Below are 23,003 nucleotides of genomic sequence, written 5' to 3'. Positions count from 1 at the left end.
CCGGCCAGCGGAGCCATCGGAATGACGCGCGTCACCGCCTTATATACCCACCCGGTCAAGAGCCTGCATCGGGTCTCGTGCGATTTTCTCGATCTCTCTCCCTGGGGGCCAGCCCACGACCGTCGATGGCTGATCGTCGACGAGGCGGGCCAGTTTCTGACCCAGCGTCAGCATCCGGCTATGGCGACCATCCATGTGGCGCTCTTCTCCACCCCCGAGAGGCAGGACAGTTGTCCCGGCACCGGAATCCCTGAGGATCCGGGAGGCGGTATCGTTCTCAGCGGACCAGAAACCGGGCCGCTGCGCATCCCCTGCCCCGACGGGAGTCACGCGTTGCGCGCGGTGCGTGTCTGGAAGGACCGGGACATACCGGCGCGGGACGCAGGCGACGACGCGGCAGAATGGCTCGAACGCAGTCTCGGGCTGAAATGCCGTCTCGTTTTCATGGATCGACCCGAATCGGCAAGGAAGGCGGATTTCGGCAGTGTGAGCTTTGCTGACGGCTTCCCGCTTCTGGTCACGAATACGGCCTCGCTCAGGGATCTGAACGAACGTCTTGACGAGCAGGTTCCCATGACGCGGTTCAGGCCCAATATCGTGCTGAATCATGCCTTGCCCTGGGCGGAAGACGGATGGATCGAAGCCCGTATCGGCGCGGCGCGCATCGCCTTTGCCAAGCCATGCAGCCGGTGCATCGTCACGACGATCGATCAGGAGGACGGCAGGATACCGGTCGCGGGCGAACCGCTCCGGACCCTCGCGAAATTCCGGCGCCAACCCGGCGGAGTCATGTTTGGCCGGAACGCCGTCATTCTCGAACCGGGTCGCATCGCACTGAACGACCCCGTGACCCTGGTCGGCCCCTGATTTCGATATGTCCGTGATTCCGGCCCGATTCTCGGGGAGCGACTCTCCCTCTTTGTCAAGCCGGGCATGACGCGGTAAGGCAATGCACATCTGCGGCGCATATCTCTGGCGCCTGCCTGTCCGACGAGAGGAATCCCAGCATGTCCATCACCCGCCCCTCAGGCCGTCTGGCCGATGAAAGTCGCGCCGTTTCCATCGAGCCCGGATTTGCACGCCATGCGGAAGGATCCGTTCTGATCCGGGTCGGCGGGACCGAGGTTCTCTGCGCGGCTTCGGTCGAGAACCGCGTACCGCCCTTCCTGCGTGGACAGGGTCAGGGCTGGATCACTGCGGAATACGGCATGCTGCCGCGCGCGACCCACACCCGAGGCAATCGGGAAGCGGCGAAAGGCAAGCAATCGGGACGGACGCAGGAAATCCAGCGTCTGATCGGCCGTGCGCTGCGGGCATGTGTCGATCTGCGGGCTCTGGGCGAAATGACCATCACTCTCGATTGCGATGTGATCAATGCCGATGGCGGCACGCGCTGCGCCGCGATCACCGGGGCCTGGGTCGCCCTTGCGATCGCGCTCGACAAGCAGGTCCAGGCCGGCACGATCAAGCGATCGCCGCTGCGCGCGCAGGTCGCCGCCGTCTCCTGCGGACTGACCGATGCGGGTGCCGTGCTCGATCTCGATTATATCGAGGACAGCTCTGCCCAGGCGGATACCAATTTCGTTCTGACCAGCGAAGGCGGCATCGTCGAAATCCAGGGCACGGCAGAAGACGCACCCTTCAGCGAGGCCGAATTCAATGCGCTCATGGGGCTCGCCAAGATCGGCACCGCGCGGCTTTTCGAGGCGCAGCGCGCCGCTCTGGAAAATGCGGCATGACAGCGGCGAGACGCCTGCCGCGCAACAGCCGGATCGTTCTTGCCACGCATAACGCGGGCAAACTCGAGGAATTCCGTCGGCTTCTCGCGCCGACGGGTATCGAGATCGTCTCCGCCGCCGCGCTCTCGCTTCCGGAGCCGGACGAAACTGCCGACAGCTTTGCCGGCAATGCCGCCATCAAGGCTCTGGCAGCCGCCAGGGCGGCGGACATGCCCGCGCTGTCGGACGATTCGGGCTTCTGCGTCGCGGCTCTGGACGGACGGCCCGGGATCTATTCCGCTCGCTGGGCAGGCCCCGGGGGCGACATGGATCATGCCATGCGTCGGGTGCATGACGAGATGGGCGATACGGCAGACCAGCGCGCGGCCTTCGTCGCCGTCCTGTGCATCGCCTGGCCAGACGGAGAGACTCGCTGCGTCGAGGGACGCTGCGAAGGCGCGGTGGTCTGGCCTCCACGCGGCACGGGCGGCCACGGTTACGATCCGATCTTCTGTCCAACAGGCGAGACGCGCAGTTTCGCGGAAATGACAGCGGACGAGAAAAATACCATCAGCCATCGCGGTCGCGCCTTGGCAAATTTCGTCGATACCTGCGTCGAGCAGGGATGACAGGGAGTTTCCCCATCATGAGCTTTCGGACAGCCCTTCTTGCCGTCTGCGCCGCACTCCCCATCGCAGCACATGCGGCACCGGCGGCCCCCCTTCCCCTCGCACTGAACGGGTTCGAACTGCGTGAGACCGGACAGTGGACGATCAGCGTCACACCTGCGGATCGTCTTACCCGAGGGGCGGAGCATCCCAACCGAGGAACGGATCAGGCGTCTTACCGGTTCGGGCCGGAAGGCGTGACCCTCACGAGCGAGGCCCGCAAACCGACCGCCTATCACGCGCGTCAGCCCCGCACCGAAATGAGCGAGAGCCGCCACTGGCGCATCGTCGACGGTCGCACGGATCTCTCTGCGGCATTGCGGATCGACAGACGCCCCGCACGCGGTGCGATGATCCTGGCCGAGCTCTCGTCAGACGACGACGCAGCCCCGATCCTCTCGGTCGTGACCGAGGGCGATCGCGTGCTTCTGCGCGGGCCGGGCATAGCCTCTCCGTCCGAGGCCGTGGCTCTCGGCACGATCGGACCCGATCACGGGGTGAGGCTCTTACTCGCCTTTTCGCCCGATGGCGAAGCGAAAGCCGTGGTCAACGGAACGACCAGCCGGTTTTCCCTGACGCCGGAGGCGCGCATGACCCCGGTTGCATTCCGGACCGGCGCGCACGCCATCGACGATATCGGGACCAGCCCCGATCGCGTCACGGTCACGCTGACCGGGCTTGGGGCACATCATGCCGGTGCGGTCGCGCGGACGGACGCGCAAACAGGTGCCCAGACTGATGCCCAGACTGGTGCGGGGGCGGCTTCAGGCCCGCGCACGTAGGATCGCGATCCCGAAAGCGACGAAGAGGATCCCCGTCAGGCGGTTGAAGGCCCGCCTGACGGAAGCCCGCTCGAGAAAGCGCGAGAGCGAGCGACCGCCGAGCCCGTAAAGCGACATCCAGAAGCAGTCCGAACACAGATAGGTCACGACCAGAATCGCAAATTGCGGCAGGACGGGCCGGTGGTGATCGATGAATTGCGGGAAGAACGCGGCAGCGAAAAGAAGCAGCTTGGGGTTGCTGATCCCCACCAGAAACCCGGTCCGGTAGAGGGAGAGCCCGCTCTCCTGTCGGGATGGCGTTTCCTCCCGCGCAAGGCCGACGCCGTCCCTTGCACGCCAGGCCTTGATACCGAGATAGATGAGATAGGCCGCGCCGAGATAGCGTATAGCGCTGAAAAGCCGTGGCTCTGCAACGAGCACAGCCCCGATCCCGATGACGGAAAGCACCAGCGCCAGAAGCAGGGCGGAGATACATCCGGCCATGGCAAATGTGCTGCGCCGGAAGCCCACCTGAACGCTCCGGGTGAGCGCGTGCATCATGTTCGGTCCGGGCGTTGCAGAGAGAAGAGAGACGGTGACGAGAAACAGCCACCAGGCCTGGAGGGTCATGACCGGATCCAACATACAGGGCGCACCGTGTTCCGGTGCCCGTTTCAGGGGGATTGTGTCGTTCTGCCCGTCCTTCTCGACCGAGGCAAGGCGGCGGCGGCGCTTTCAGCTCTCGTTTTGCCCACCGTGTCGGCCCCCCCCCGTGTAGGCTCACCGTGTCAGCTTCCCCGGGGTCACCGCCACCTCAGCCCTCCAGGGACTGAAGTTCGAACAGACGGCGATAGACACCGTCCTCCTTCCGGATCAGCCCGGCATGGGTTCCGTCCTCCACCACCTTCCCCTTGCTGAATACGAGAATCCGGTCCAGCTCCATCACGGTCGAGAGCCGATGGGCCACGACAATCACGGTCCGTCCCTGCATGAGACGATGCATCGCATCCTGCACCAGGGCTTCGGATTCGGAATCGAGGCTCGACGTCGCCTCGTCGAAAATGAGCAGGGGAGCATCGGCGAGAAAGGCCCGCGCGATCGCAACCCTCTGACGCTCGCCGCCCGAGAGCTTCACGCCACGCTCGCCCACGAGGGTCGCATAGCCCTCGGGCAGGTTTTCTATGAAAGCGCTCGCATTGGCGAGCCTTGCCGCGCGCTCGATCTCTGACTGGCTCGCGCCCGGCCGCGCATAGGCGATATTCTCGGCGAGGGAGCGATGGAAGAGCATCGGCTCCTGGGGGACGATCGCGATATGGGCTCTGAGCGAATCCTGGGTCACATCGCGCACGTCGACGCCATCGATCAGCACCCGGCCGGCACTCGTGTCGTAGAGACGCTGGACCAGCTTGGTGAACGTGGTCTTCCCCGAGCCGCTCGGGCCGACCAGAGCCACGCGCGACCCCGAACCGATGGCGATATCGAGATCGCGATAGAGCGGCGTCTCCTGACCGGGATACCGGAAGGTGACGTTTTCGAACCTGACCTCTCCTCCGGCAAACGCGGCCTGTCGTGCCGATTTCGCATCTTTCACGCCAGGCGCCTGATCGAATATCGCGACCAGCTCCTCCATCTCGTTGACGGAACGCTGCACCTGGCTGACCTGCTGACCGAGATCGCGCAGATAGCCCTGCACGAGGAACACCATGGTCAGGACATAGGCGACATCGCCCGGCCCCGCCTTGCCCTGCCACCAGCGGAACACGATGAGCGCAACCAGCGTCATGCGCATGACCAGCGATGCAAGTCCCTGGAGATTGGCGCTGTTCGTTCCCCGGATCCAGGTGCGTGCGGTACGTCCGCTCCACGCGCGCAGCACCCGGCCCAGACGGTGCTCCTCCCGCTTTTCGGCGCCGAACGCCTTGACCACGGCATTGCAGGTGACTGCATCTGCAATGGCCGCGCCCACCTTCGTATCCCAGCGATTGGCCGCCCGGGCCGAAGGGGCCACATATCTCAGGGTCAGCATGACCGAAAGCCAGGTAAACAGCACTACCGATACCGCAAGGACCGCGCCCATGAACGGCGAATGCCACGCCAGAACGAGCGTCGTTCCCGTCAGAACGAGTACCTCGGGCGCGATCAGGAGCAGGAGCGTGTCGTCCAGCGTGTCGATCGCCCACATGCCGCGCGTCAGCTTGCGGACCGTGGAGCCCGCGAAATTATTGGCATGCCAGTCCGTCGAGAACGCCTGAACCCGCGAAAATCCCTGCGAGAGCGCACGACGCATGATCGCGAGGCTGAGATGGGTGATCCCGAGATAGGAAGATCGTCGCCCGAGAAGACTCAGCAGACCGAGCGCGATCAGTCCGCCGACCATCAGCAAGGCGTCATCGCGCAGCGCGCTCTGTGCCGCATCGTGCGGAACGCCTCCGGGGCGGCCGGAAATATCGGTCACGAGCCGCCCCGAGAGAACCGGCGTCGCCACATCGGCAATCGTCGCCAGAGCGATACCGAGCACGGTGCGGGTCAGATAGGCCGGATGCTCGAGCCATCGTCGCATGACGAAACGCACGATATCGACAAAGGCGATATCGCGTGTCTGCTTCCTGGATTGTTCGGTGTCGGACACGAAAGAAAGCTCCTCCGCCTGACGATCGACCGGGCGGGCATACTGGAAGTGTGAGGCGGGAAGCGCTTATTGTGGGGTGTCAAACGCCCGTATGCAACATGATGAAACGGTTACGATGTCTCTCCCCCCGGCCAGAAAGGCCATGACACGCGCTCAGGCGCGCCAGTTCATCACGTCGCTGGCCGAGGCCAATCCCGATGCGGAAAGCGAGCTTGTCTTCCGGGACGCCTTTTCGCTTCTGGTTGCCGTCGTCCTTTCGGCGCAGGCCACGGACAGATCGGTCAACAAGGTGACGGAAGGCCTGTTCCGCGACGCCCCCGATGCGCGGGCCATGGTCGCGCTCGGCGAGGACGGTATCGCCGCGCACATACGCACGATCGGCCTGTGGCGCGCGAAGGCGAAAAACGTTTTCAGGCTTTCGGAGCAGCTTCTGGCCCTGCATGAAGGAGAAGTCCCCGCGGATCGTGCCGCGCTGGAGGCTCTGGCAGGCGTCGGGCGCAAAACGGCCAGCGTGGTCCTGAATGTGATGTTCGGTGAAAGCGCCATGGCGGTGGATACGCATATCTTCCGTCTGGGCAACCGCACCGGCCTTGCACCGGGCAAGACCACGCGTGCGGTCGAGGAGGGGCTGATCAGGCGCATACCGCCGGAGATGCTGCGCCCCTCGCATCACTGGCTGATCCTGCACGGACGCTATGTGTGCAAGGCACGCAGCCCCGAATGCTGGCGATGCACGGCTTTCGCGCCGTGTCTCTTCCCCCTCAAGGAAGACATCGGATCGAAAAAACCGGGACGAGACAAGAAGCCGCTCCGGGAGAAGGCGATGCCTGCGACTGACCGGGGCTGAAGCCGTTCAGCCGTGGGCCGGAAAGACGTGGGCCGGAGAAACGTGGGCCAGAGAAACGTGAGCCAGAGAGAGGCGAGTGGGAGAGACGCGGACGCTCCCCCCCAACGATCCGGATGTGAGGCTCTACCCGGCCTTGCGCAGGTCGCTTGCGGACTCTTCCTCCCGGGGTGCCGGATAGGGGCCGCTTTGCAACACCTCGAGCGAGAGGATGGCATCGCCCTCGCTCTTTCTGTCGGGAATGAACAGAAAGCCATTCCCTCTGGTCCAGCGGCAATCCGCGCCCGATTTCGGGTGCCAGCCATCGATTTCGAGGGCGTCGAGATGCGCCGTTATCACCTCCGCCCTGTCGGAGGCGTAGAGTTCGATCCTGCCAACGAGCACACCAAGCTCGCGACGGTCATCGACGAAAGGCCCCCAGACGTCGCAGGGACGCGCCGTTCTGGACAGGATCCGGATGAAGCGCGTCGAGGAGGGCAGAAAGAAGCTGTAACGCCCGGCATTCCGGCGAAGGGGATGAACCAGCTTGCCCTCGGACGTCTCGATGCACAGGCCGGGTTCATCCGTCAGGACATGCGGCGAGACGGAACCGAGACCGGCACGCGCTGCGATGGACCGGAAGACCGGCTCGACGCATTCGCGCCGTGTCGTGAGCGGTGCCGCCGCATCGACCTCCCAGCGCCTGCCCCCCATATGCTCGACGGGCATTGCCGACTGGAAATCGAAAATCCGGCGATTGCCGGTATCGAGATAGCTTTCGGAAAGGGCTCCGTTCGCGATGACGACCGAATGATCCCTCGTCTCGAAGTGGAAATATTCATAATCGGTCTTCGTACGGTCGTAGACGATGCTCTTGCCGTTCACGAGCATCCGGGCGGGAATGAATTTGCCCTCGACAAGCATGCAATGCTCGGCCGTGACATACATGTCGCGCTCAGGCACGGAATCGCCGAGGGCGCCTGCCTTGATACAGACGGGATATCCGGCAGCATCGTCCGTCAGGGCAGGATCGACGACGGCGCGACCGCGGCCGACCCAGACGATTTCCCTTTCCACCTCGACACCGGACACGACAGCCGTGATGGAATCGCCCGGCTTCAACGTTTCCACCGACACATCGCCCTGCGCGGTGCGAATGAGAGTACCTGCCAGATAACAGACAACGACGGTCAGACCTTCGGCATTATCCAGCAAGGAATACCCGGTCGTGCCGACACCCTGTATGTTCAGCACATGGGTTCCGCCTGCCTTCAGGAAGAAGGTGAGCGTGTCGCCGGAAGCCGTGACAGAAGCGATGTCCCTTACCTTGAGACCCGTGATCCTGATCTGATCCGAAGCCGTCTGGCTGGTTCCGTTGAAGCCCGTGATCATGGTGGTCGGAAGTGCCCCGGCGGTCAGGCTGACCTCGGCATATGATCCGGCCGCCATGTTGAGGGTACCGTTGCAAGCGCCGTGGAGGACCGCCGACCCGCCTGCATAGAGGGAGACCGCCCCTTCGATCGCACCTCCGCTGACGACGATCTTCGCCCCGGAGCCGACATTCTGATTGGTGACCGTGCCGTCTGCAACGGTTTCGACAGTGCCTGCCCCTGTCAGAGTGCCGCCTATCATCTTGCCCGAGGTCGTTATCGTGCCGCTCAATACGGTCGTAGGAGCCGCATAACAGTAAGCATCGTGTCCGAATGTGCCGTTATGGATCGTAGCCCCTGCAGCGGCATTGACGCTGGCGGCCGTATCGAGATCGCATTTGTACATCATCGCGCCACTCATGAGAGTGACCGAACCGCCCTTTACCTTTTCCGAGCCGAGATAGCCCCCTCCGTGAACCGTGACATAGCAGTTCGTCAGAATATTGCCCGCCACAGAACCGCCATTGAGGATGGTAACTCTCTTGTCGGTCAGGGGCCACGCCATCCCCGCCCCTGAGGACACGGTAATATCGGATGTCACCCTCGTGCTCTTATCCATCGTTTCACCCCATGAATCCGGTTCGTGTGTCGATACATCCAGGACCAGACCGGGAGCCTCAGGATATAGAACCGGATGTTCGTTTCGGTTTTAGAAAACCACCTGATCTATAGAGCACGTTTTCTCATGATTCACTTATGAAAATTTGGCGAATTGATCCGAAATTGTTTATCTTTCTGCATTTGTAACGATTATTTGTATGAATATTCTCTGAACTAACCATCCCGACGCGCGAGGCTGTTCGATCGCATGCCTCACGTCTCGTGAGGTTGGTGGGGAAATGCTGGAGAAGCGAGGCTGTCCCCTTGTCTTTATCCTGCTCGGGAACGAGATCTCCCGTCGTAAAGGAGCACCGTCATGAGCACTTATATCCTCTTCATGCGTGAGGAAACGCGCGACCAGAAAGAGCTGGATACCTATTTTTCTCTCGTGGCCGAAACCTTCAGGGGTCATCCGATAAAGCCGATCGTCGCCTATGGCGCACAGGAAGCGCTCGAGGGGAAAGCACCGGAAGGGATCGTGATCGTCGAATTCCCGGACCGCGATTCTGCCCTCGCCTGGTATGACGGCGATGCCTATCGCAAGGTGCGCGAGCACCGCTTCCTCGGCGCGGTCTACCGGGCGACCCTCGTCGAAGGCGTCTGACCGGCGGGCGCCCCATTCGCCCGGGCACATATCCGGACGAATGGGCGCGCAAGAAAAAAAAAGCGCCAGCGGAGAGGTTTTCCGACCCGGCAAGGACGCAGACCGGGTGAAATTCGCGTGACATAATGTTGATCGGACGACAGAGGGGGCTGTCATCACGTTCTCTTGCGTTAGAACGTTACGATCACGCGCCAGACCCCGAAGGTTCCATGTCCTCACTCAGCCTCTTCGCCACGCTGCTCACCCTGTGCACGGTCTGCGGCATTCTCAATTACAAGATCCTCAAACTCCCGATGACGATCGGCATTCTGCTGATTGCCATGGTCATATCCCTCATCCTCAAGGGGCTCGATGTCGCCCTGCCGGGGGTCGATCTGCATACGCTTCCGATGAGCCTTCTGGCCTCGGCCGATCTGCCCGGGAACCTGCTCGACGGTGCCCTCTCCTTCCTGCTTTTCGCCGGTGCGCTTCAGGTGGACACGCGTTATCTGGTGGAGAGGAAATTCTCGATCTTCTTTCTGGCAATCGTGGGCACGCTTCTCGCCGTCTTTTTGCTGGGCGGGGCGATGTACTGGGTGATGCAGATCGTGGGTCTGCCGGTCCCGTTCCTGTGGTGTGTGGTTCTCGGTTCCATTCTGGCCCCCACCGACCCGGTCTCCGTGGTCGGCATGTTGCGCCGCCTGGGCCTCCCGGGACCGATCCAGGCGATCTTTGCGGGAGAGAGTCTCTTCAATGACGGGATCAGCATCGTGCTGTTCGGTCTGGCCATCACGATGGTCACGGGAGAAGCGCAGAACGTCACATTGCTCGACGCGCTTCAGGCTTTCGGCATGGAGGCGATCGGCGGGGCTCTGGTCGGTCTCGCCGCAGGCGTGATCGGCCTGCTCTGCTTCCGGACCGCGCGTGACAGCCATCTTCAGCTTCTCGTCTCCCTCAGTCTTGCGACCGGCACATTCAGCCTTGCTCACGCGCTCGAGATGTCCGGTCCGATCGCCGTTGTGGTGGCCGGGCTCTGTCTGGGCAGCGAGCGGGCGAAAAGCACGATGGACGATCATGCCCGCGAGGAGCTGAACAGTTTCTGGACCCTGATCGACGAAATCCTCAACGCACTCCTCTTTCTTCTCATCGGTTTCGAGATCCTCGCAGCCATTCCCGGAACGCGGGCCCTCTGGGCGCTTCTGCTCGGCATTCCGCTCTCGATCCTTGCGCGCGCGCTCAGCGTTTTCCTCGCCATCCTCCCGATCCATCTCTACGGAGAGGATCGCGGGCGTATGCTGGCGGTGCTGACCTGGGGCGGGCTGCGCGGCGGCATTTCCCTCTCCCTTGCGCTGACCCTTCCTGCCGGACCGATGAAGGACATCCTCGCGCCGATCTGTTACGGCATCGTGGTCTTCACCATTCTGGTGCAGGGTCTGAGCATGGAGCGGGTCGCACTGCGCTTTTATCCCCGGAGCAAATAGCCGGGCAAGTAACCGGGCAGAGAACCGGGCAAGTGACGCGACCGACAGGCCCCGCTGCGCGGAACCCGCTCCCGGAATTGCGCGCAGCGGGGTCATGACGGATATTTCTGCCTCGCATATCGGGGCGCAAGGGAGGCAGGACTCTACTCCGTCCGGGCCAGAGGCAGATTGGGCTTCCCGCGATAGCCGGGAGGCGGCACCCAGAGACGCGTCCCGCGCCAGCTCCGGTCGGACACCATCACCGGCCCGTTCCCGTGCGGATCGCGCTCGTGCGGATCGCCATCATGCAGATACAGGGCGACCGCACCGTTCCGCCAGACCGTGAAGCGATCGACGGACAGCCGCGACGGACATGGCTCCGGCAAGGGCGACCGGCTGATCACGATCGCACGCGAGGCGCTCGGCGGACACGGGCTTCGATCCGCTCCACTGCGGCCATCCGCGAAATGCAGGATCAGCGGATATCCATCCAGAACCAGTTTGCACCCCTCTCCCGTGCAGCCTCGATGCGCCGCGGCAGGACGGACAGGAAGCGCGAAGGCACGCTGCCACGCCTCGAGGACGGGCGTCTCGAGCGCGCCATGCGGACCAGCATGCAAGACGCCCCCATCCCGGAAGGCGATAAGCCCCGCATCGGGAGATACGAGCACCAGAGGAGGAGCGACGAACAGGAAGGACAGGACAGCGCCGCTCACAGGGAGCAGGAAGAGGCCTCTCGCTTTGCCGCGCCACAGGCACAGCCCGGCAAGACCTGCCATATAGAGCGCAATCCCCCAGCCCGGCATGAGCGGCACCGAAACGGTCGCGAAGGGAGACTGTGCGACATGATCGGCCAGAAAGCGGATCGCACGGATCCCGAGCCCCATGATCGTGAGCGGGACGCTTGCCAGACCGAAACTCATGGCGAGAAGCGACAGGAGACCGAACGGCATCACGCAGATCCCCGCGAGAGGCACGGCGACGAGATTGGCGAGGATGAACCAGGGCTGAACCGTGCCGAAACCGGCCATGACGAGCGGCAGCGTCGCGCCGCCGGCCAGCGCACTCGTCAGGGCGAGAAGCCCCACATGATGAAGGATCCGGCGGGACGTGCGCCCACGGAATCGCTCTGCATCGCGCCGGAGAACCGGGCGCAGGACATCGTATCCCGCGATCAGGGCCATCACGGCAGCAAAGGACATCTGGAAGGACAGATCCAGAACGAGGACCGGCGAGACGATAAGAAGGAGCAGGGCCACGATCGCAAGCGAGCGCATGGAGAGAACCCGGCGACTGGCGAGAAGGGCGCAGGTCGCCAGTCCGGCCATGCCCAGGCTTCTCAGGGCAGGAAGATGCGCGCCTGTCAGCAGGACATAGCCTGCCCCAACGGCGAGAGCGACGAGCGCGGCAATCTCCCGGCAAGGCAGACGAAGGCCGATACGCGGCCAGAATACGAGACATTGACGCAGGGCTACAAAGACGGCGCCCATGACGAGCCCCAGATGGAGACCGGCCACCGCGAGAATATGTGCAAGCCCCGATGCGGCAAAAGACGCGCGCGTCTCCCGACTGATCCCCTCGTCATGCCCGGCAAGCAGGGTGGCGGCAATGGCGCCGTCCTGGCCGGGCAGCGTCTCGCCGATATGGCGGGCGATGGCCGCGCGCCAGAGATCGGGATTGCGCCGCGTCGTCTGTGCGATGAGGACGGGTTCGTTCAGGATCCGGCCCGTTCCCGCCGTTCCGTCGAACCAGGCGCGACGCTGGGGATCGCGACCTCCGGGGTAGAAGGGCGGAGAAGGCGGATGAAGCAGGGCACGGGCACGGATGCGATCGCCCGGGCTCAGGGGCCGTTCGGACCGGAGGGACAGAAGCAACCGGCGTTGCAGGGGAGACATACCGGCATCGACCCCGGTCTCGAAGACGGCATCTGCCACGACGAGACGCTGGCGAAAAAGATCCGGGCTCTCCCGACCGAGATCGCGCACGTCCCGTATCGTACCGCTGAGAACGACCGAAAGAGACGGCAGCGCAGGCATCGGAGTCTGACGATGCGCCTGCCATGACGCGTCCAGAAAACCAAGAGCGGGCAGAAGGAGCACAAACCCCGCAACCCTGGAACCGATCCTCCGCCATCCCGCACAGAGCACCGTACCGCCCAGAACAGCGATCGGGCATGCCGACTGCCAACCCGGTTCATACCGGAGCTGGAAATACAGCAACACGCCGGCAGCCCACAAAACCGGCATCCAGCCGAACAGGGCCCGTCCCTGTCTGAACAGGATCGCCTCGATCCCGCCCATCATATTCCTTCGGTTCGCTCACCGCATGCCGTCATGTCCCTCTTGCGCGAAACCGGATGACGAGGCGCGGCAAAGCGCAGGTCAGGGCGCGGTCGGCACATGATCGCGATAGCGGTCCCAGTGGCGGACCAGCTCCGCCACCACGGGAGCCCCGGCACGCTCGTTATTGTCGAAAGCGAGGTTTTGCCCCGGCCCTTCATCGCCCATGGACCGGGTGAGCGGCACGCCCGGCGGAGGCATGGAAGGGTTGGAGCCCGAGCGCAGCACCATGATGCGCGCGGGATCGACATACCCCCATCTGGCGAGGAGGCGCATGGTCTTCTGATTGGTCTGGCTCTCCTCATTGGTCATGACGAAGACGCCCCGGGCCCTGGTCCAGAGCCTGACCCAGTCCTCGGCCCAGTCGTTTCGGGCTTTGCCGTGCCAGTAGCGGAGCGCACCGAGCGTCTCGCCCATCAGGACCGCCGGGGGCTTGCTGGCAGGCGATGAACCGGGCCAGGCCGCGCGACGGCGCGCGACCCCGGGGTCGTCGGCCAGAGGGACATCCTTGCTGAGTGCATATGCCCAGCGCGCCAGCCCCTGATTGAGCGGATAGGCCCTGGTGAGCTGCGCCACATCCGTGACCGAGCCATAATGATTGGGGTCTTTCGGCAAGGTGTTGGGTCGGTCGGCGCCGATCGCATAGAGCCCGTAGGGCCAGTCCTTCGGGATGGACCGGTCATCCAGCTCACGCAGGGCATCGCCATCCACCACCCAGCGTGCCCAGGCCACGCTGCCCACAGATGCCACATTGGGATTCACGCCCGAGATGCCGGTGAAGATCCAGTAGGTCTTCCTGAGGTCGAAAGCCGGATCGAGCGCCAGCGCCATCAGCTCCGCAGCGCCCGAACGCAGAACGAGACCGTAGACGCCCGAGTCATTGGCTCTCAGGATCGGCTCTTTCACGCCCCGTACCGGGATCTGCCGTGTCAGATGCGCGCGCTCGACCCAGTTCTGATACTCGCCCGGCGCATCGCCGGTATCCGCCCCGTTTTCCCACCCCGCGACAATAATGACACGCGGCGCCACCGGTGCGGCAGCAGCCGATGCCCCCAGACCGACGACACAGGCAATGGATGCAAGGCAGGACAGGAGAAAGCGTGTTTTCATATCGAGACCGTTACATCGAATACAGAATTCTGCAAATCCCGTTTGCACAAACCGTACCCCGAGGGGTTTTCAGGAGGAAACACGCGCGCAAAAACGGGGCCTGATTGAGCAGGCCTTCCATTGTCCAAGCGGGACGGAGCCCCGTGAAGAGAGTTGCCTGCGGGGCGCTGCCCTGCTCCCCGGAAAGGGACGCGTCCCTTTCATCCCGATTGGCCAGGCAGGTTTCCAAAGGACGACCGTCCTTTGGCGGGGTATGGAGTGGAGCCCCATGGAGGGCGGTTCTCGTAGCTGGAAGCCTCCGCGGGGCGAGGCCCCATGACAGAAATTTTTGGGCCGCAGTCGCTCATCCGGGCCGGACAACAAATCGCCATCCGGTAGTGTGCAGCCCTCAACCATGCTATGCACGCGCCATGACCGTTCGCACACGCTTTGCCCCTTCTCCCACCGGCTTGCTGCATATCGGCAATGCCCGTGCGGCCCTGTTCAATTTCCTGTTTGCCCGCCATCACGGTGGGCAATTCCTGCTCAGAATCGAGGATACGGATCGCGAGCGTTCCACGCAGCGCGCGGTCGATGTCATCTTCGACGGGCTGGCCTGGATGGGGATTACCGCGGATGAGGAGCCCGTCTTCCAGTCCACACGTCAGGGGCGCCATACGGAAGTGGCGCAGGAGCTGCTGGAAAAAGGGCTGGCCTATCGCTGCTATTGCACGGCCGACGAGCTGAAGCAGATGCGCGAGGACGCCATCGCGAAGGGTCAGCCGCCGCGCTATAACGGCATGTGGCGCGACCGCGATCCTTCGGAGGCGCCGGAAGGCGCAGCCTTCGCGGTGCGTCTGAAAGCGCCGCGCGAGGGCGAAACCGTCATCAACGATCTGGTCCAGGGCGAGGTCCGCGTGGCCAATGCCGAGATGGACGATCTGATCATCCTGCGCTCGGATGGCACACCCACCTATCTCCATGCCGTGGTGTGCGACGATCATGACATGGCGATCACCCATGTCATCCGGGGAGACGATCATCTGACGAACACGTTCCGTCAGGCCATGATCTATCGCGCCATGGGCTGGGATCTGCCGCATTTCGCGCATCTGCCGCTCATACACGGGCCAGATGGCGCCAAGCTGTCCAAGCGTCATGGCGCGCAATCGGTTGTGGAATTCCGCGATGAGGGTTTCCTGCCGGAAGCGCTGTGCAACTATCTGCTGCGTCTGGGCTGGGGTCATGGCGATGCCGAGATCCTGAACCGTGAGGAGCAGATCCGCCTGTTCGATCTGGACGGCGTGGGTCGCTCGCCCTCGCGCATGGATTACGTCAAGCTCACCCATCTGAACGGCGTCTATATGCGCGAAGCCGACGATGCGCGTCTGACCGATGACGTTCTGGAGCGTCTGAAGACACGTGACGATATCACGGTGGATGACGCCCTGCGCGCCCGCGTACTGACCCTGATGCCGGGGCTCAAGGAACGCGCCAAGCTGCTGACGGATCTTGCCGACAGCGCGGCTTTCCTCGGTCGGTCCCTGCCCTTCCCCTATGACGTCAAGGCGCAGAAGCAGCTTTCGGAAGACGGCAGGGACGTGCTGCGCGGCGTGGCGCAGGCGCTGGCTCTGGTCGAGCCGTTCGAGGCACCGGCCATCGATGGCGCTCTACGTGAGTTTGCGGAAACCAGAGCGATCAAGCTGGGACAGGTCGCCCAGCCCCTGCGTGCGGCCATGACCGGCAGCACGGTCTCGCCCGGTATCGATCTGACCCTTCAGGCCCTCGGCCGGGACGAGGTTCTGGCCCGCATAGGAGCCGCGATCGCGCATGGCTGAGACGCTCGCCCGACGGCATCATCTGCTCGGTCTCGAGGGCATGAGCGCCGAGGAGATCACCCCTTATCTCGATCTCGCAGCGAATTATGCCCTGCTGAGCCGCTCACGCACCGCGCCGCGCGATGCTCTGCGCGGCCGGACGGTGATCAACCTGTTCTTCGAGGACAGCACGCGCACCCGCACCAGTTTCGAGCTGGCGGGCAAGCGTCTGGGGGCTGATGTCATCAACATGACGGTCGCCACCTCTTCGGTGAACAAGGGCGAGACGCTGCTCGATACGGCGGCCACGCTCAACGCCATGCGCTGCGACCTGCTGGTGGTGCGTCACGCGGCCTCGGGGGCGCCGGCGCTTCTGGCGCAGAAGGTCGAGGCCAGCGTGGTTAATGCCGGTGACGGCATGCACGAACACCCGACACAGGCCCTGCTCGATGCGCTGACGATCAAGCGCCATCTGGGCACGCTGAGCGGGCTGACCGTCGCGATCTGCGGCGATGTGGGTCACAGCCGCGTCGCACGTTCGAACATCCATCTTCTGACCGCCATGGGCAGCAGGGTGCGTCTGGTCGGGCCGCCCACGCTGGTTCCGGGTGTCATGCAATCGCTCGGTGCCGTCTCGATTCACCACGACATGGAAAGCGGGCTGCGTGACGCCGACGTGGTGATGACCCTCCGGCTGCAGCGCGAACGCATGGGCGCAGGGCTCGTACCGAGCGCACGCGAGTTCTACCGGTTCTACGGCGTGGACAGCCGACGCCTCGCCTTCGCGAAGCCCGGGGCGCTGGTCATGCATCCCGGACCGATGAATCGCGGTGTCGAGATCGCCTCGGATGTCGCGGACTCGACCCAGAGTGTCATTCAGGAACAGGTCGAGATGGGCGTTGCCGTGCGCATGGCCGTGCTCGATCGCCTCTCACGTATGCGGACGGCGTCATGACCGATCTCGTTTTCGACAATGTCCGGCTGATCGATCCCCGGACGGGGCAGGACAGTCCCGGGCGTCTTCTCGTCCGCGACGGACATATTGCGGCGCTGGATGCGCCCGGGGCCGAAGGCGCGCCCGAAAATGCGACACGCATCGACGGTGCGGGCGCGGTTCTCTGCCCCGGTCTGGTCGATATGCGCGTCGCGATAGGCGAACCGGGCTTCGAGTATCGCGAGACGATTGCCTCCTGCGCGCGGGCAGCCGCCGCTGGCGGCGTGACCACCCTGGCCGTGCTGCCGAATTCGAAACCTGCGATCGACGAGCCGGCGCTCGTGCGCCTGCTGCGCGGACGCGGGGACGAAACCGGGCTCGTCACCATTCTTCCCTATGGCGCCCTGACGAAAAACTGTGCCGGGGAGGAGATGGCCGAACTCGGATTGCTGCGCGAGGCGGGCGCGGTCGCCTTCACCGACGGCATCCATGCCATTGCCGATACCAAGCGGATGCGCCAGCTCCTGGCCTATGCGCAGGGCGTGGGGGCGCTTGTCGTGCAGCATCCCGAGGATCCTTCCCTGGCGCGGGGCGGGGCCGCCACCGCAGGGGCGCTCGCGACCCGCATGGGCCTGCCCCAGATTCCTGCCGCAGCGGAAGCCATCCTCATCGCCCGCGATATCCGTCTGGCGGAGATGACGGGCGCCCGTCTGCATTTCGGTCATGTCTCGACGGCAGAGGGGCTGGAGCTGATCCGGCAGGCAAAGCAACGCGGACTGCCGATCACCTGCGATACGGCGCCCCCCTATTTCACCCTGAACGAATCGGCCATCGGGGCCTTTCGCACCTATGCGAAGCTTTCGCCCCCGCTTCGGGCCGAGAGCGACCGCCTCGCGGTCTGCGCGGCTCTGGCGGATGGCACGATCGATGCGATCGCCTCCGATCACGCCCCATGGGACGCCGACGACAAGCGCCTGCCCTTCGCACAGGCGAGCGCAGGCGGAACCGGACTCGCCACGCTGCTCGGCGTCACGCTCGCCCGGGTGCATGAGGGCGATCTCCCTCTCGCGCGGGCCATCGCTCTTCTGACCGGGGCGCCTGCCGCGCTTCTCGGCAGCCCCGCCGGCACGCTGGCGCCCGGCGCGGCAGCGGATCTCTGTCTTTTCGATCCGGAAGAATCCTGGGTCGTCCAGGCAGGCGCCCTGCCGGGACGCGCCCAGAACACGCCTTTCGACGGCGAGACGCTCCGGGGCAGGGTTCTCGGAACGTGGAAATCGGGGCGCCGGGTCTTCGGCGAACAGACCGCATGATCACGATCCCCCATTCCGGTCCGATCCTGCTCTGTGCGGGTATCGCCTATCTTCTGGGAAGCATTCCGTTCGGACTGCTCCTCAGTCATATCGGCGGCGCCGGCGATATCCGGAAGATCGGATCCGGCAATATCGGTGCGACGAACGTCCTGCGAACGGGACGCAAGGGCCTCGCGGCGGCGACCCTGCTCCTTGACGGGTTGAAGGGAGCGCTCGCTGTGCTGATCGTTCCGCTGCTGCTCGAAGGGAACGTCCGGACCGGTATGGCGGTCGCGGCGGTCTGTGTCGTTCTCGGTCACTGCTTTCCGGTCTGGCTCGGCTTTCGCGGCGGCAAGGGGGTCGCAACCGGCCTCGGTGCCCTGTTCGCCCTGTGCTGGCCCGTCGGGATCGCATGCTGTCTGGTCTGGCTTGCCGTAGCCAAGCTGTCGCATATCTCGTCAGCCGGCGCGCTTGCGGCCTTCATCGTCGCGCCCTTCCTGATGCCTCCCCTGAGCGAACAGCCGGTGCATAGCCCGCTTCCCGTTGCGACGCTGCTCCTGACCCTGATCATCCTGCTGAGACATACCGGCAATATCCGGCGTCTCCTGACCGGGAGAGAAAGCAGGATCAGGATCGACCCGCCACCGCAGGACAAGCAGGAAATCTGACAGAGAGGCACGCATGGTCCCTGCCCCCACCCCCTCCGCCATGGAAGGGACCGAGCGCCTGGATGTCATTCGTCTCGCCCGGACGGAGGGTATCGGACCGGTCAATTTCCGTCGTCTGATGCGCGAGCACGGCTCGGCAGCCTCTGCGCTGGCTGCCCTGCCCGCGAGATTGCAACGGGCCGGGCGGCGGGGCCGGATCGCCATTCCGGATCGCGACGCGATCGAGCGCGAACAGGATGCCCTGCATCGCATGGGTGGGCGTCTCCTCGTTCTGGGAGATCCGGATTATCCGGCTCTTCTCGCCCGGGTGCCCGATGCGCCGCCTGTGCTCGGTGTGAAGGGAGATGTTTCCCTCCTCTCCCGCCGCAGTATCGGAATCGTGGGTGCGCGCAATGCCTCGGCAGGCGGTTTGCGTATCGCCGAGAGCCTGAGCGGAAGCCTCGCCCTCGAAGGCTGCGTGATCGTCTCGGGCCTTGCGCGCGGCATCGACTCGGTCGCGCACAGGGCGGCACTTCATCCCGGCATGACGATCGGTGCAGCGGCAGGGGGACTCGACTGCTTCTATCCCCCCGAGAACGAGGCGCTCTATCACGCCGTTGCCGAGCGCGGCTGCCTGATCACCGAGGCACCGCTCGGCACCGTTCCGCAGAGCAGTCATTTCCCTCGCCGCAACAGGCTGATCGCCGGGCTTTCCCTCGGCGTGATCCTGATCGAGGCCGCCTTGCGCTCGGGCACGCTTATCACCGCGCGGCTGGCGCTGGATTACGGACGCGATGTCTTTGCCGTGCCCGGATCTCCGCTCGACCCGCGTTCGCGCGGCGGGAACGACCTGATTCGCCAGGGTGCGATTCTGACCGAGACCGTTCAGGACGTTCTGGCCCAGATCGGATCGGAAAATCGTCACCCCGCTTTTGCGGGACAGACGCGACTTCCCGGGCTGGCGGAGCCGCCCGCGCTCGTTTTCGCCCCCGAGATTCCCCCCGGAGAGATCATCGCGCATATCCGCGAACTTCTCTCCCCGACCCCGATGCCAGTTGACGATATCGTGGCACGCTGCCAGTTCTCGGTATCCTTGGTGCTGTCTGCCCTGTCCGAACTGGAACTGGGCGGCGTGGCAACCTTTCTTCCCGGGGGGCAGGTCGTACGCGCTGCCTGACCCCGGTATCCGAACAGGCCGGAGCGGATCTGGAGTAGAGATGACTGATGTCGTAGTGGTCGAAAGCCCGGCGAAGGCAAAGACCATCAACAAATATCTGGGCGATAATTTCATCGTTCTGGCATCCTTCGGCCATGTCCGCGATCTGCCGCCGAAGGATGGCAGCGTCCGACCGGACGAGAACTTCGCCATGGACTGGCAGACCGACGAACGCGGCGCCCGACAGATGGCGACCATCGCCAAGGCAGTGAAATCGGCATCGACCCTCTATCTGGCGACAGATCCGGATCGCGAGGGCGAAGCGATTTCCTGGCATGTCCGCGCCGCTCTGGAGGAAAAGAACCTCCTGCGCGGCAAGACCGTGCAGCGTGTCACCTTCAACGAAATCACCAAATCCGCCGTACAGACGGCCATGGCCAACCCGCGCGCGCTGGATCAGCCGCTGATCGACGCCTATATGGCACGGCGCGCACTGGATTATCTGGTCGGGTTCACGCTCTCCCCCGTTCTGTGGCGCAAGCTGCCCGGCAGCCGCAGTGCCGGCCGCGTCCAGTCCGTCGCGCTGCGTCTGATCTGCGAGCGCGAGGCCGAGATCGAGGTCTTCAGGAGTCGCGAGTACTGGTCGGTCGCCGGCGCGTTCGCAACCGGGGCCGATGCGGCTTTTTCGGCACGTCTGACGCATCTCGAGGGGCGCAAGCTCGAGCAGTTCGACCTCGATACCGAGGAAAAGGCCCATGCTGCGCGCGACCTTGTTGCCGCCACGCGATTCTCGGTGCGCTCGGTCGAGCGCAGAAAGGCAAGACGCAACCCGTCCGCGCCATTCACGACCTCGACGCTCCAGCAGGAAGCCTCGCGCAAGATCGGTATGAGCGCCCAGACCACCATGCGTACGGCCCAGCAGCTCTATGAAGGCGTGGATCTGGGTGGCGAGACCGTGGGTCTCATCACCTATATGCGTACGGATGGCGTGACCATGGCGGCCGAAGCGATCGGCGCCATCCGGGGCATGATCTCCGAAAGCTACGGCGCGGCCTATCTTCCGGACAAGCCGCGCGCCTATTCCAGCAAGGCGAAGAATGCGCAGGAAGCCCATGAGGCGATCCGCCCGACCGATGTGACGCGGACGCCGGAGGCGATGGCACGCCATCTTTCCGGCGAGCAGCTCCGTCTCTACGATCTGATCTGGAAACGCGCCGTCGCCTCCCAGATGCAATCGGCCGAGCTCGATCAGGTCGTGGTGGATATCTCCGAGCCCTCCAACCGCACGGTGTTGCGTGCAAACGGCTCCATCATCGCCTTTGACGGCTTTCTCCGGCTCTACAGCGAAGGCCGGGACGATTCGAAGGCGGATGACGACGAGAGCCGGATGCTGCCTGCCATGAAGGAGGGAGAAGCGCTGCACGGGAAAGGGGCCGAGGCAACCCAGCACTTCACCCAGCCTCCGCCGCGTTATTCCGAGGCGAGCCTCGTCAAGCGCATGGAAGAGATCGGGATCGGTCGCCCCTCGACCTATGCCTCCATCCTCGGCGTGCTGCGGGAGCGGAACTATGTCCGGCTCGATTCCCGTCGCTTCATCCCCGAGGATCGCGGTCGTCTGGTCACGGCGTTTCTGACCTCCTTCTTCGAACGGTATGTCGATACCGATTTCACGGCGACGCTGGAGGAGCAGCTCGACGATATCTCTGACGGGCGGGCCGACTGGCACGACGTCATGGCCGCTTTCTGGCGCGATTTCTCGAACGCCGTCGCCCAGACGAAGGATCTCAAGATCTCGGACGTGATCGACGCGCTGGACGAGGATCTCGGCTCGCATTTCTTCCCCGCGCGGGAGGATGGCGGCGATCCGCGACAGTGCACGGCCTGCGGAACCGGGCGTCTGGGGCTGCGCCTCGGCAAGTTCGGCGCCTTCATCGGTTGCTCGAACTATCCGTCCTGCCAGTTCACCCGACGACTCGTTGCCGAGGATGGCGCCGAGGGGGAAACCCTCAAGGAAGGCATGAAAACGCTCGGTCAGGATCCCGCGACGGGAGAGGAGGTCACGGTCAGGCGCGGGCCTTACGGGCTCTATATCCAGCGCGGCGAGGCCGATCCCGAGAACAAGAAGATCAAGCCCAAGCGCACCACCATTCCGAAAGGACTGGAAGGCGACAAGCTGACCCTGGACCAGGCGCTCGGTCTGCTCTCCCTCCCCCGCAAGCTCGGACCGCATCCCGAAACGGGGGAAATGATCGAGGCAGGTCTGGGTCGCTTCGGTCCCTATGTGAAAATGGGCGCGATCTTCGGCACGCTCGATGCCGATGATGACGTGCTGACCGTCGGGCTCAATCGCGCCGTCGATTCGCTCGCCAAGAAGCTCGCCTCAATTCGCAATCTCGGTGCCCATCCCAAGGACAAGGAGGCCGTAATGGTCCGCAAGGGGCGGTTCGGTCCCTATGTGCAGCATGGCCAGATGATCGCAAATCTCCCCAAGGGACAGGAGATGGACGAGGTGACGCTCGAAGAGGCCGTCTCTCTCCTGAACGAGAAGGGGAAACCGCTCAAATCGAAGGGTAAGACGACCCGCAAGACAACGGCCAAGGCTGCGTCGAAAACCTCCGCCAGCACCGGAGACGAGACAGGCCCGTCGGAAAAGGCCGGAGCCGCGGCAAAGCGCAAGGCGCCTGCGAAGAAAGCCGCCGGGAAGACGAGCGCGAAGACAACCACGAAGGCAAGCGCGAAAACGACCGGAAAGACAGCCGCGATAGCGACGGGGAAGAAAACGGCAGCGAAGAAGGATACGGGAGAAGCCCCCGCGAAACGCACGCCGCGCAAGACCTCCGCTTCCTCCAGGGACGCGTCGGCCGAGCCGGAAAGCGAAAGCGGATCGTGACGCTTGCGCTTTTCCGGTCACAGACCGTGGCCAAAACATCGCGGCGGCTGCTAGGCTCCCTTTCGCGGACGCAAGACGGTCGCTAAGGCGATCGGGGAAAGGAGCGCTCCTTTCCTGTTGGTCGAGGTCTCTGGTTCTGAAACACGTTCCTTTCCTGTCTGAGACGCGGT

General features: G+C 64.1%; 18 protein-coding genes. 13 read left to right on the top strand and 5 right to left on the bottom strand.

The features are described 5' to 3' along the window. The first annotated feature begins 21 nt into the window (after nt 1–21). From SSA02_RS00460 to SSA02_RS00445, 4 genes are all read left to right on the top strand, one after another. Complete coding sequence (locus tag SSA02_RS00460; protein WP_147091979.1) at nt 22–867, top strand: MOSC domain-containing protein; 846 nt, start codon at nt 22–24, stop codon at nt 865–867. Between the two features lie 140 nt (nt 868–1,007). Continuing rightward, the gene (gene rph, locus SSA02_RS00455; protein ID WP_147091978.1) at nt 1,008–1,739 is read left to right on the top strand and encodes a ribonuclease PH; all 732 of its coding nucleotides are present in this window, start codon (nt 1,008–1,010) and stop codon (nt 1,737–1,739) included. Then, complete coding sequence (rdgB, locus tag SSA02_RS00450; RefSeq protein ID WP_147091977.1) at nt 1,736–2,347, top strand: RdgB/HAM1 family non-canonical purine NTP pyrophosphatase; 612 nt, start codon at nt 1,736–1,738, stop codon at nt 2,345–2,347. The genes rph and rdgB overlap by 4 nt, the downstream gene beginning before the upstream one ends. Nucleotides 2,348–2,364: 17 nt before the next feature. Next, the gene (locus tag SSA02_RS00445; RefSeq protein WP_147091976.1) at nt 2,365–3,168 is read left to right on the top strand and encodes a hypothetical protein; all 804 of its coding nucleotides are present in this window, start codon (nt 2,365–2,367) and stop codon (nt 3,166–3,168) included. Here the strand turns inward: SSA02_RS00445 and SSA02_RS00440 are convergent. After that, a complete protein-coding gene (locus SSA02_RS00440) occupies nt 3,151–3,777 on the bottom strand; it encodes a LysE family translocator (RefSeq protein WP_147091975.1) in 627 nt (208 codons plus the stop codon). The genes SSA02_RS00445 and SSA02_RS00440 overlap by 18 nt on opposite strands. Before the next feature lie 184 nt (nt 3,778–3,961). Then, a complete protein-coding gene (locus tag SSA02_RS00435; RefSeq protein WP_246103529.1) occupies nt 3,962–5,776 on the bottom strand; it encodes an ABC transporter ATP-binding protein in 1,815 nt (604 codons plus the stop codon). Nucleotides 5,777–5,891: 115 nt separating this feature from the next. On the opposite strand from SSA02_RS00435, the gene nth reads away from it, so the two are divergent. Then, a complete protein-coding gene (gene nth, locus SSA02_RS00430) occupies nt 5,892–6,623 on the top strand; it encodes an endonuclease III (protein WP_246103528.1) in 732 nt (243 codons plus the stop codon). 123 nt (nt 6,624–6,746) lie between these two features. Here the strand turns inward: nth and SSA02_RS00425 are convergent, their stop codons facing one another. Beyond that, complete coding sequence (locus SSA02_RS00425; RefSeq protein ID WP_186807605.1) at nt 6,747–8,570, bottom strand: Hint domain-containing protein; 1,824 nt, start codon at nt 8,568–8,570, stop codon at nt 6,747–6,749. A gap of 375 nt (nt 8,571–8,945) precedes the next feature. Here SSA02_RS00425 and SSA02_RS00420 point away from each other — a divergent pair, with 375 nt between their 5' ends. Together SSA02_RS00420 and SSA02_RS00415 are read left to right on the top strand one after the other, a co-directional pair. After that, nucleotides 8,946–9,233: a DUF1330 domain-containing protein gene (locus tag SSA02_RS00420; protein WP_147091973.1), complete on the top strand. Its 288-nt coding sequence runs from the start codon at nt 8,946–8,948 to the stop codon at nt 9,231–9,233. 209 nt (nt 9,234–9,442) lie between these two features. Beyond that, nucleotides 9,443–10,693: a cation:proton antiporter gene (locus SSA02_RS00415; protein WP_147091972.1), complete on the top strand. Its 1,251-nt coding sequence runs from the start codon at nt 9,443–9,445 to the stop codon at nt 10,691–10,693. 143 nt (nt 10,694–10,836) lie between these two features. Here the strand turns inward: SSA02_RS00415 and SSA02_RS00410 are convergent, their stop codons facing one another. Both SSA02_RS00410 and SSA02_RS00405 read right to left on the bottom strand, forming a co-directional pair. Further along, nucleotides 10,837–12,975, bottom strand: coding sequence for a ComEC/Rec2 family competence protein (locus SSA02_RS00410; protein WP_246103527.1), 2,139 nt, complete (start codon nt 12,973–12,975; stop codon nt 10,837–10,839). A gap of 78 nt (nt 12,976–13,053) precedes the next feature. After that, nucleotides 13,054–14,121 (bottom strand): purine-nucleoside phosphorylase, encoded by a 1,068-nt coding sequence (locus SSA02_RS00405; RefSeq protein WP_147091971.1) that lies wholly within the window; start codon nt 14,119–14,121, stop codon nt 13,054–13,056. A gap of 410 nt (nt 14,122–14,531) precedes the next feature. Between SSA02_RS00405 and gltX the strand changes: the two genes are divergently transcribed. The 6 genes from gltX to topA are packed head-to-tail and all read left to right on the top strand — an operon-like array spanning nt 14,532 to nt 22,833. After that, on the top strand, nt 14,532–15,938 hold the full coding sequence (gene gltX / locus SSA02_RS00400; protein WP_147091970.1) for a glutamate--tRNA ligase: 1,407 nt from the start codon (nt 14,532–14,534) through the stop codon (nt 15,936–15,938). Next, nucleotides 15,931–16,872 (top strand): aspartate carbamoyltransferase catalytic subunit, encoded by a 942-nt coding sequence (locus SSA02_RS00395; protein WP_147091969.1) that lies wholly within the window; start codon nt 15,931–15,933, stop codon nt 16,870–16,872. The genes gltX and SSA02_RS00395 overlap by 8 nt, the downstream gene beginning before the upstream one ends. After that, on the top strand, nt 16,869–18,161 hold the full coding sequence (locus SSA02_RS00390) for a dihydroorotase (RefSeq protein WP_147091968.1): 1,293 nt from the start codon (nt 16,869–16,871) through the stop codon (nt 18,159–18,161). Before SSA02_RS00395 ends, SSA02_RS00390 begins: the two co-directional genes overlap by 4 nt. Then, nucleotides 18,158–18,808: a glycerol-3-phosphate 1-O-acyltransferase PlsY gene (gene plsY, locus SSA02_RS00385; RefSeq protein WP_186807604.1), complete on the top strand. Its 651-nt coding sequence runs from the start codon at nt 18,158–18,160 to the stop codon at nt 18,806–18,808. Before SSA02_RS00390 ends, plsY begins: the two co-directional genes overlap by 4 nt. 13 nt (nt 18,809–18,821) lie before the next feature. Beyond that, a complete protein-coding gene (dprA, locus tag SSA02_RS00380) occupies nt 18,822–19,964 on the top strand; it encodes a DNA-processing protein DprA (protein WP_147091967.1) in 1,143 nt (380 codons plus the stop codon). A gap of 40 nt (nt 19,965–20,004) precedes the next feature. After that, nucleotides 20,005–22,833 (top strand): type I DNA topoisomerase, encoded by a 2,829-nt coding sequence (gene topA / locus SSA02_RS00375; protein WP_147091966.1) that lies wholly within the window; start codon nt 20,005–20,007, stop codon nt 22,831–22,833. Nucleotides 22,834–23,003 lie beyond the last annotated feature (170 nt).

It is taken from the genome of Swaminathania salitolerans (assembly GCF_007988945.1).
In the GTDB taxonomy this organism is placed as follows: domain Bacteria; phylum Pseudomonadota; class Alphaproteobacteria; order Acetobacterales; family Acetobacteraceae; genus Swaminathania; species Swaminathania salitolerans.
The sequence above is the reverse complement of the archived record's forward strand: the minus strand, read 5'-3'. Positions and strand labels throughout refer to the sequence as shown.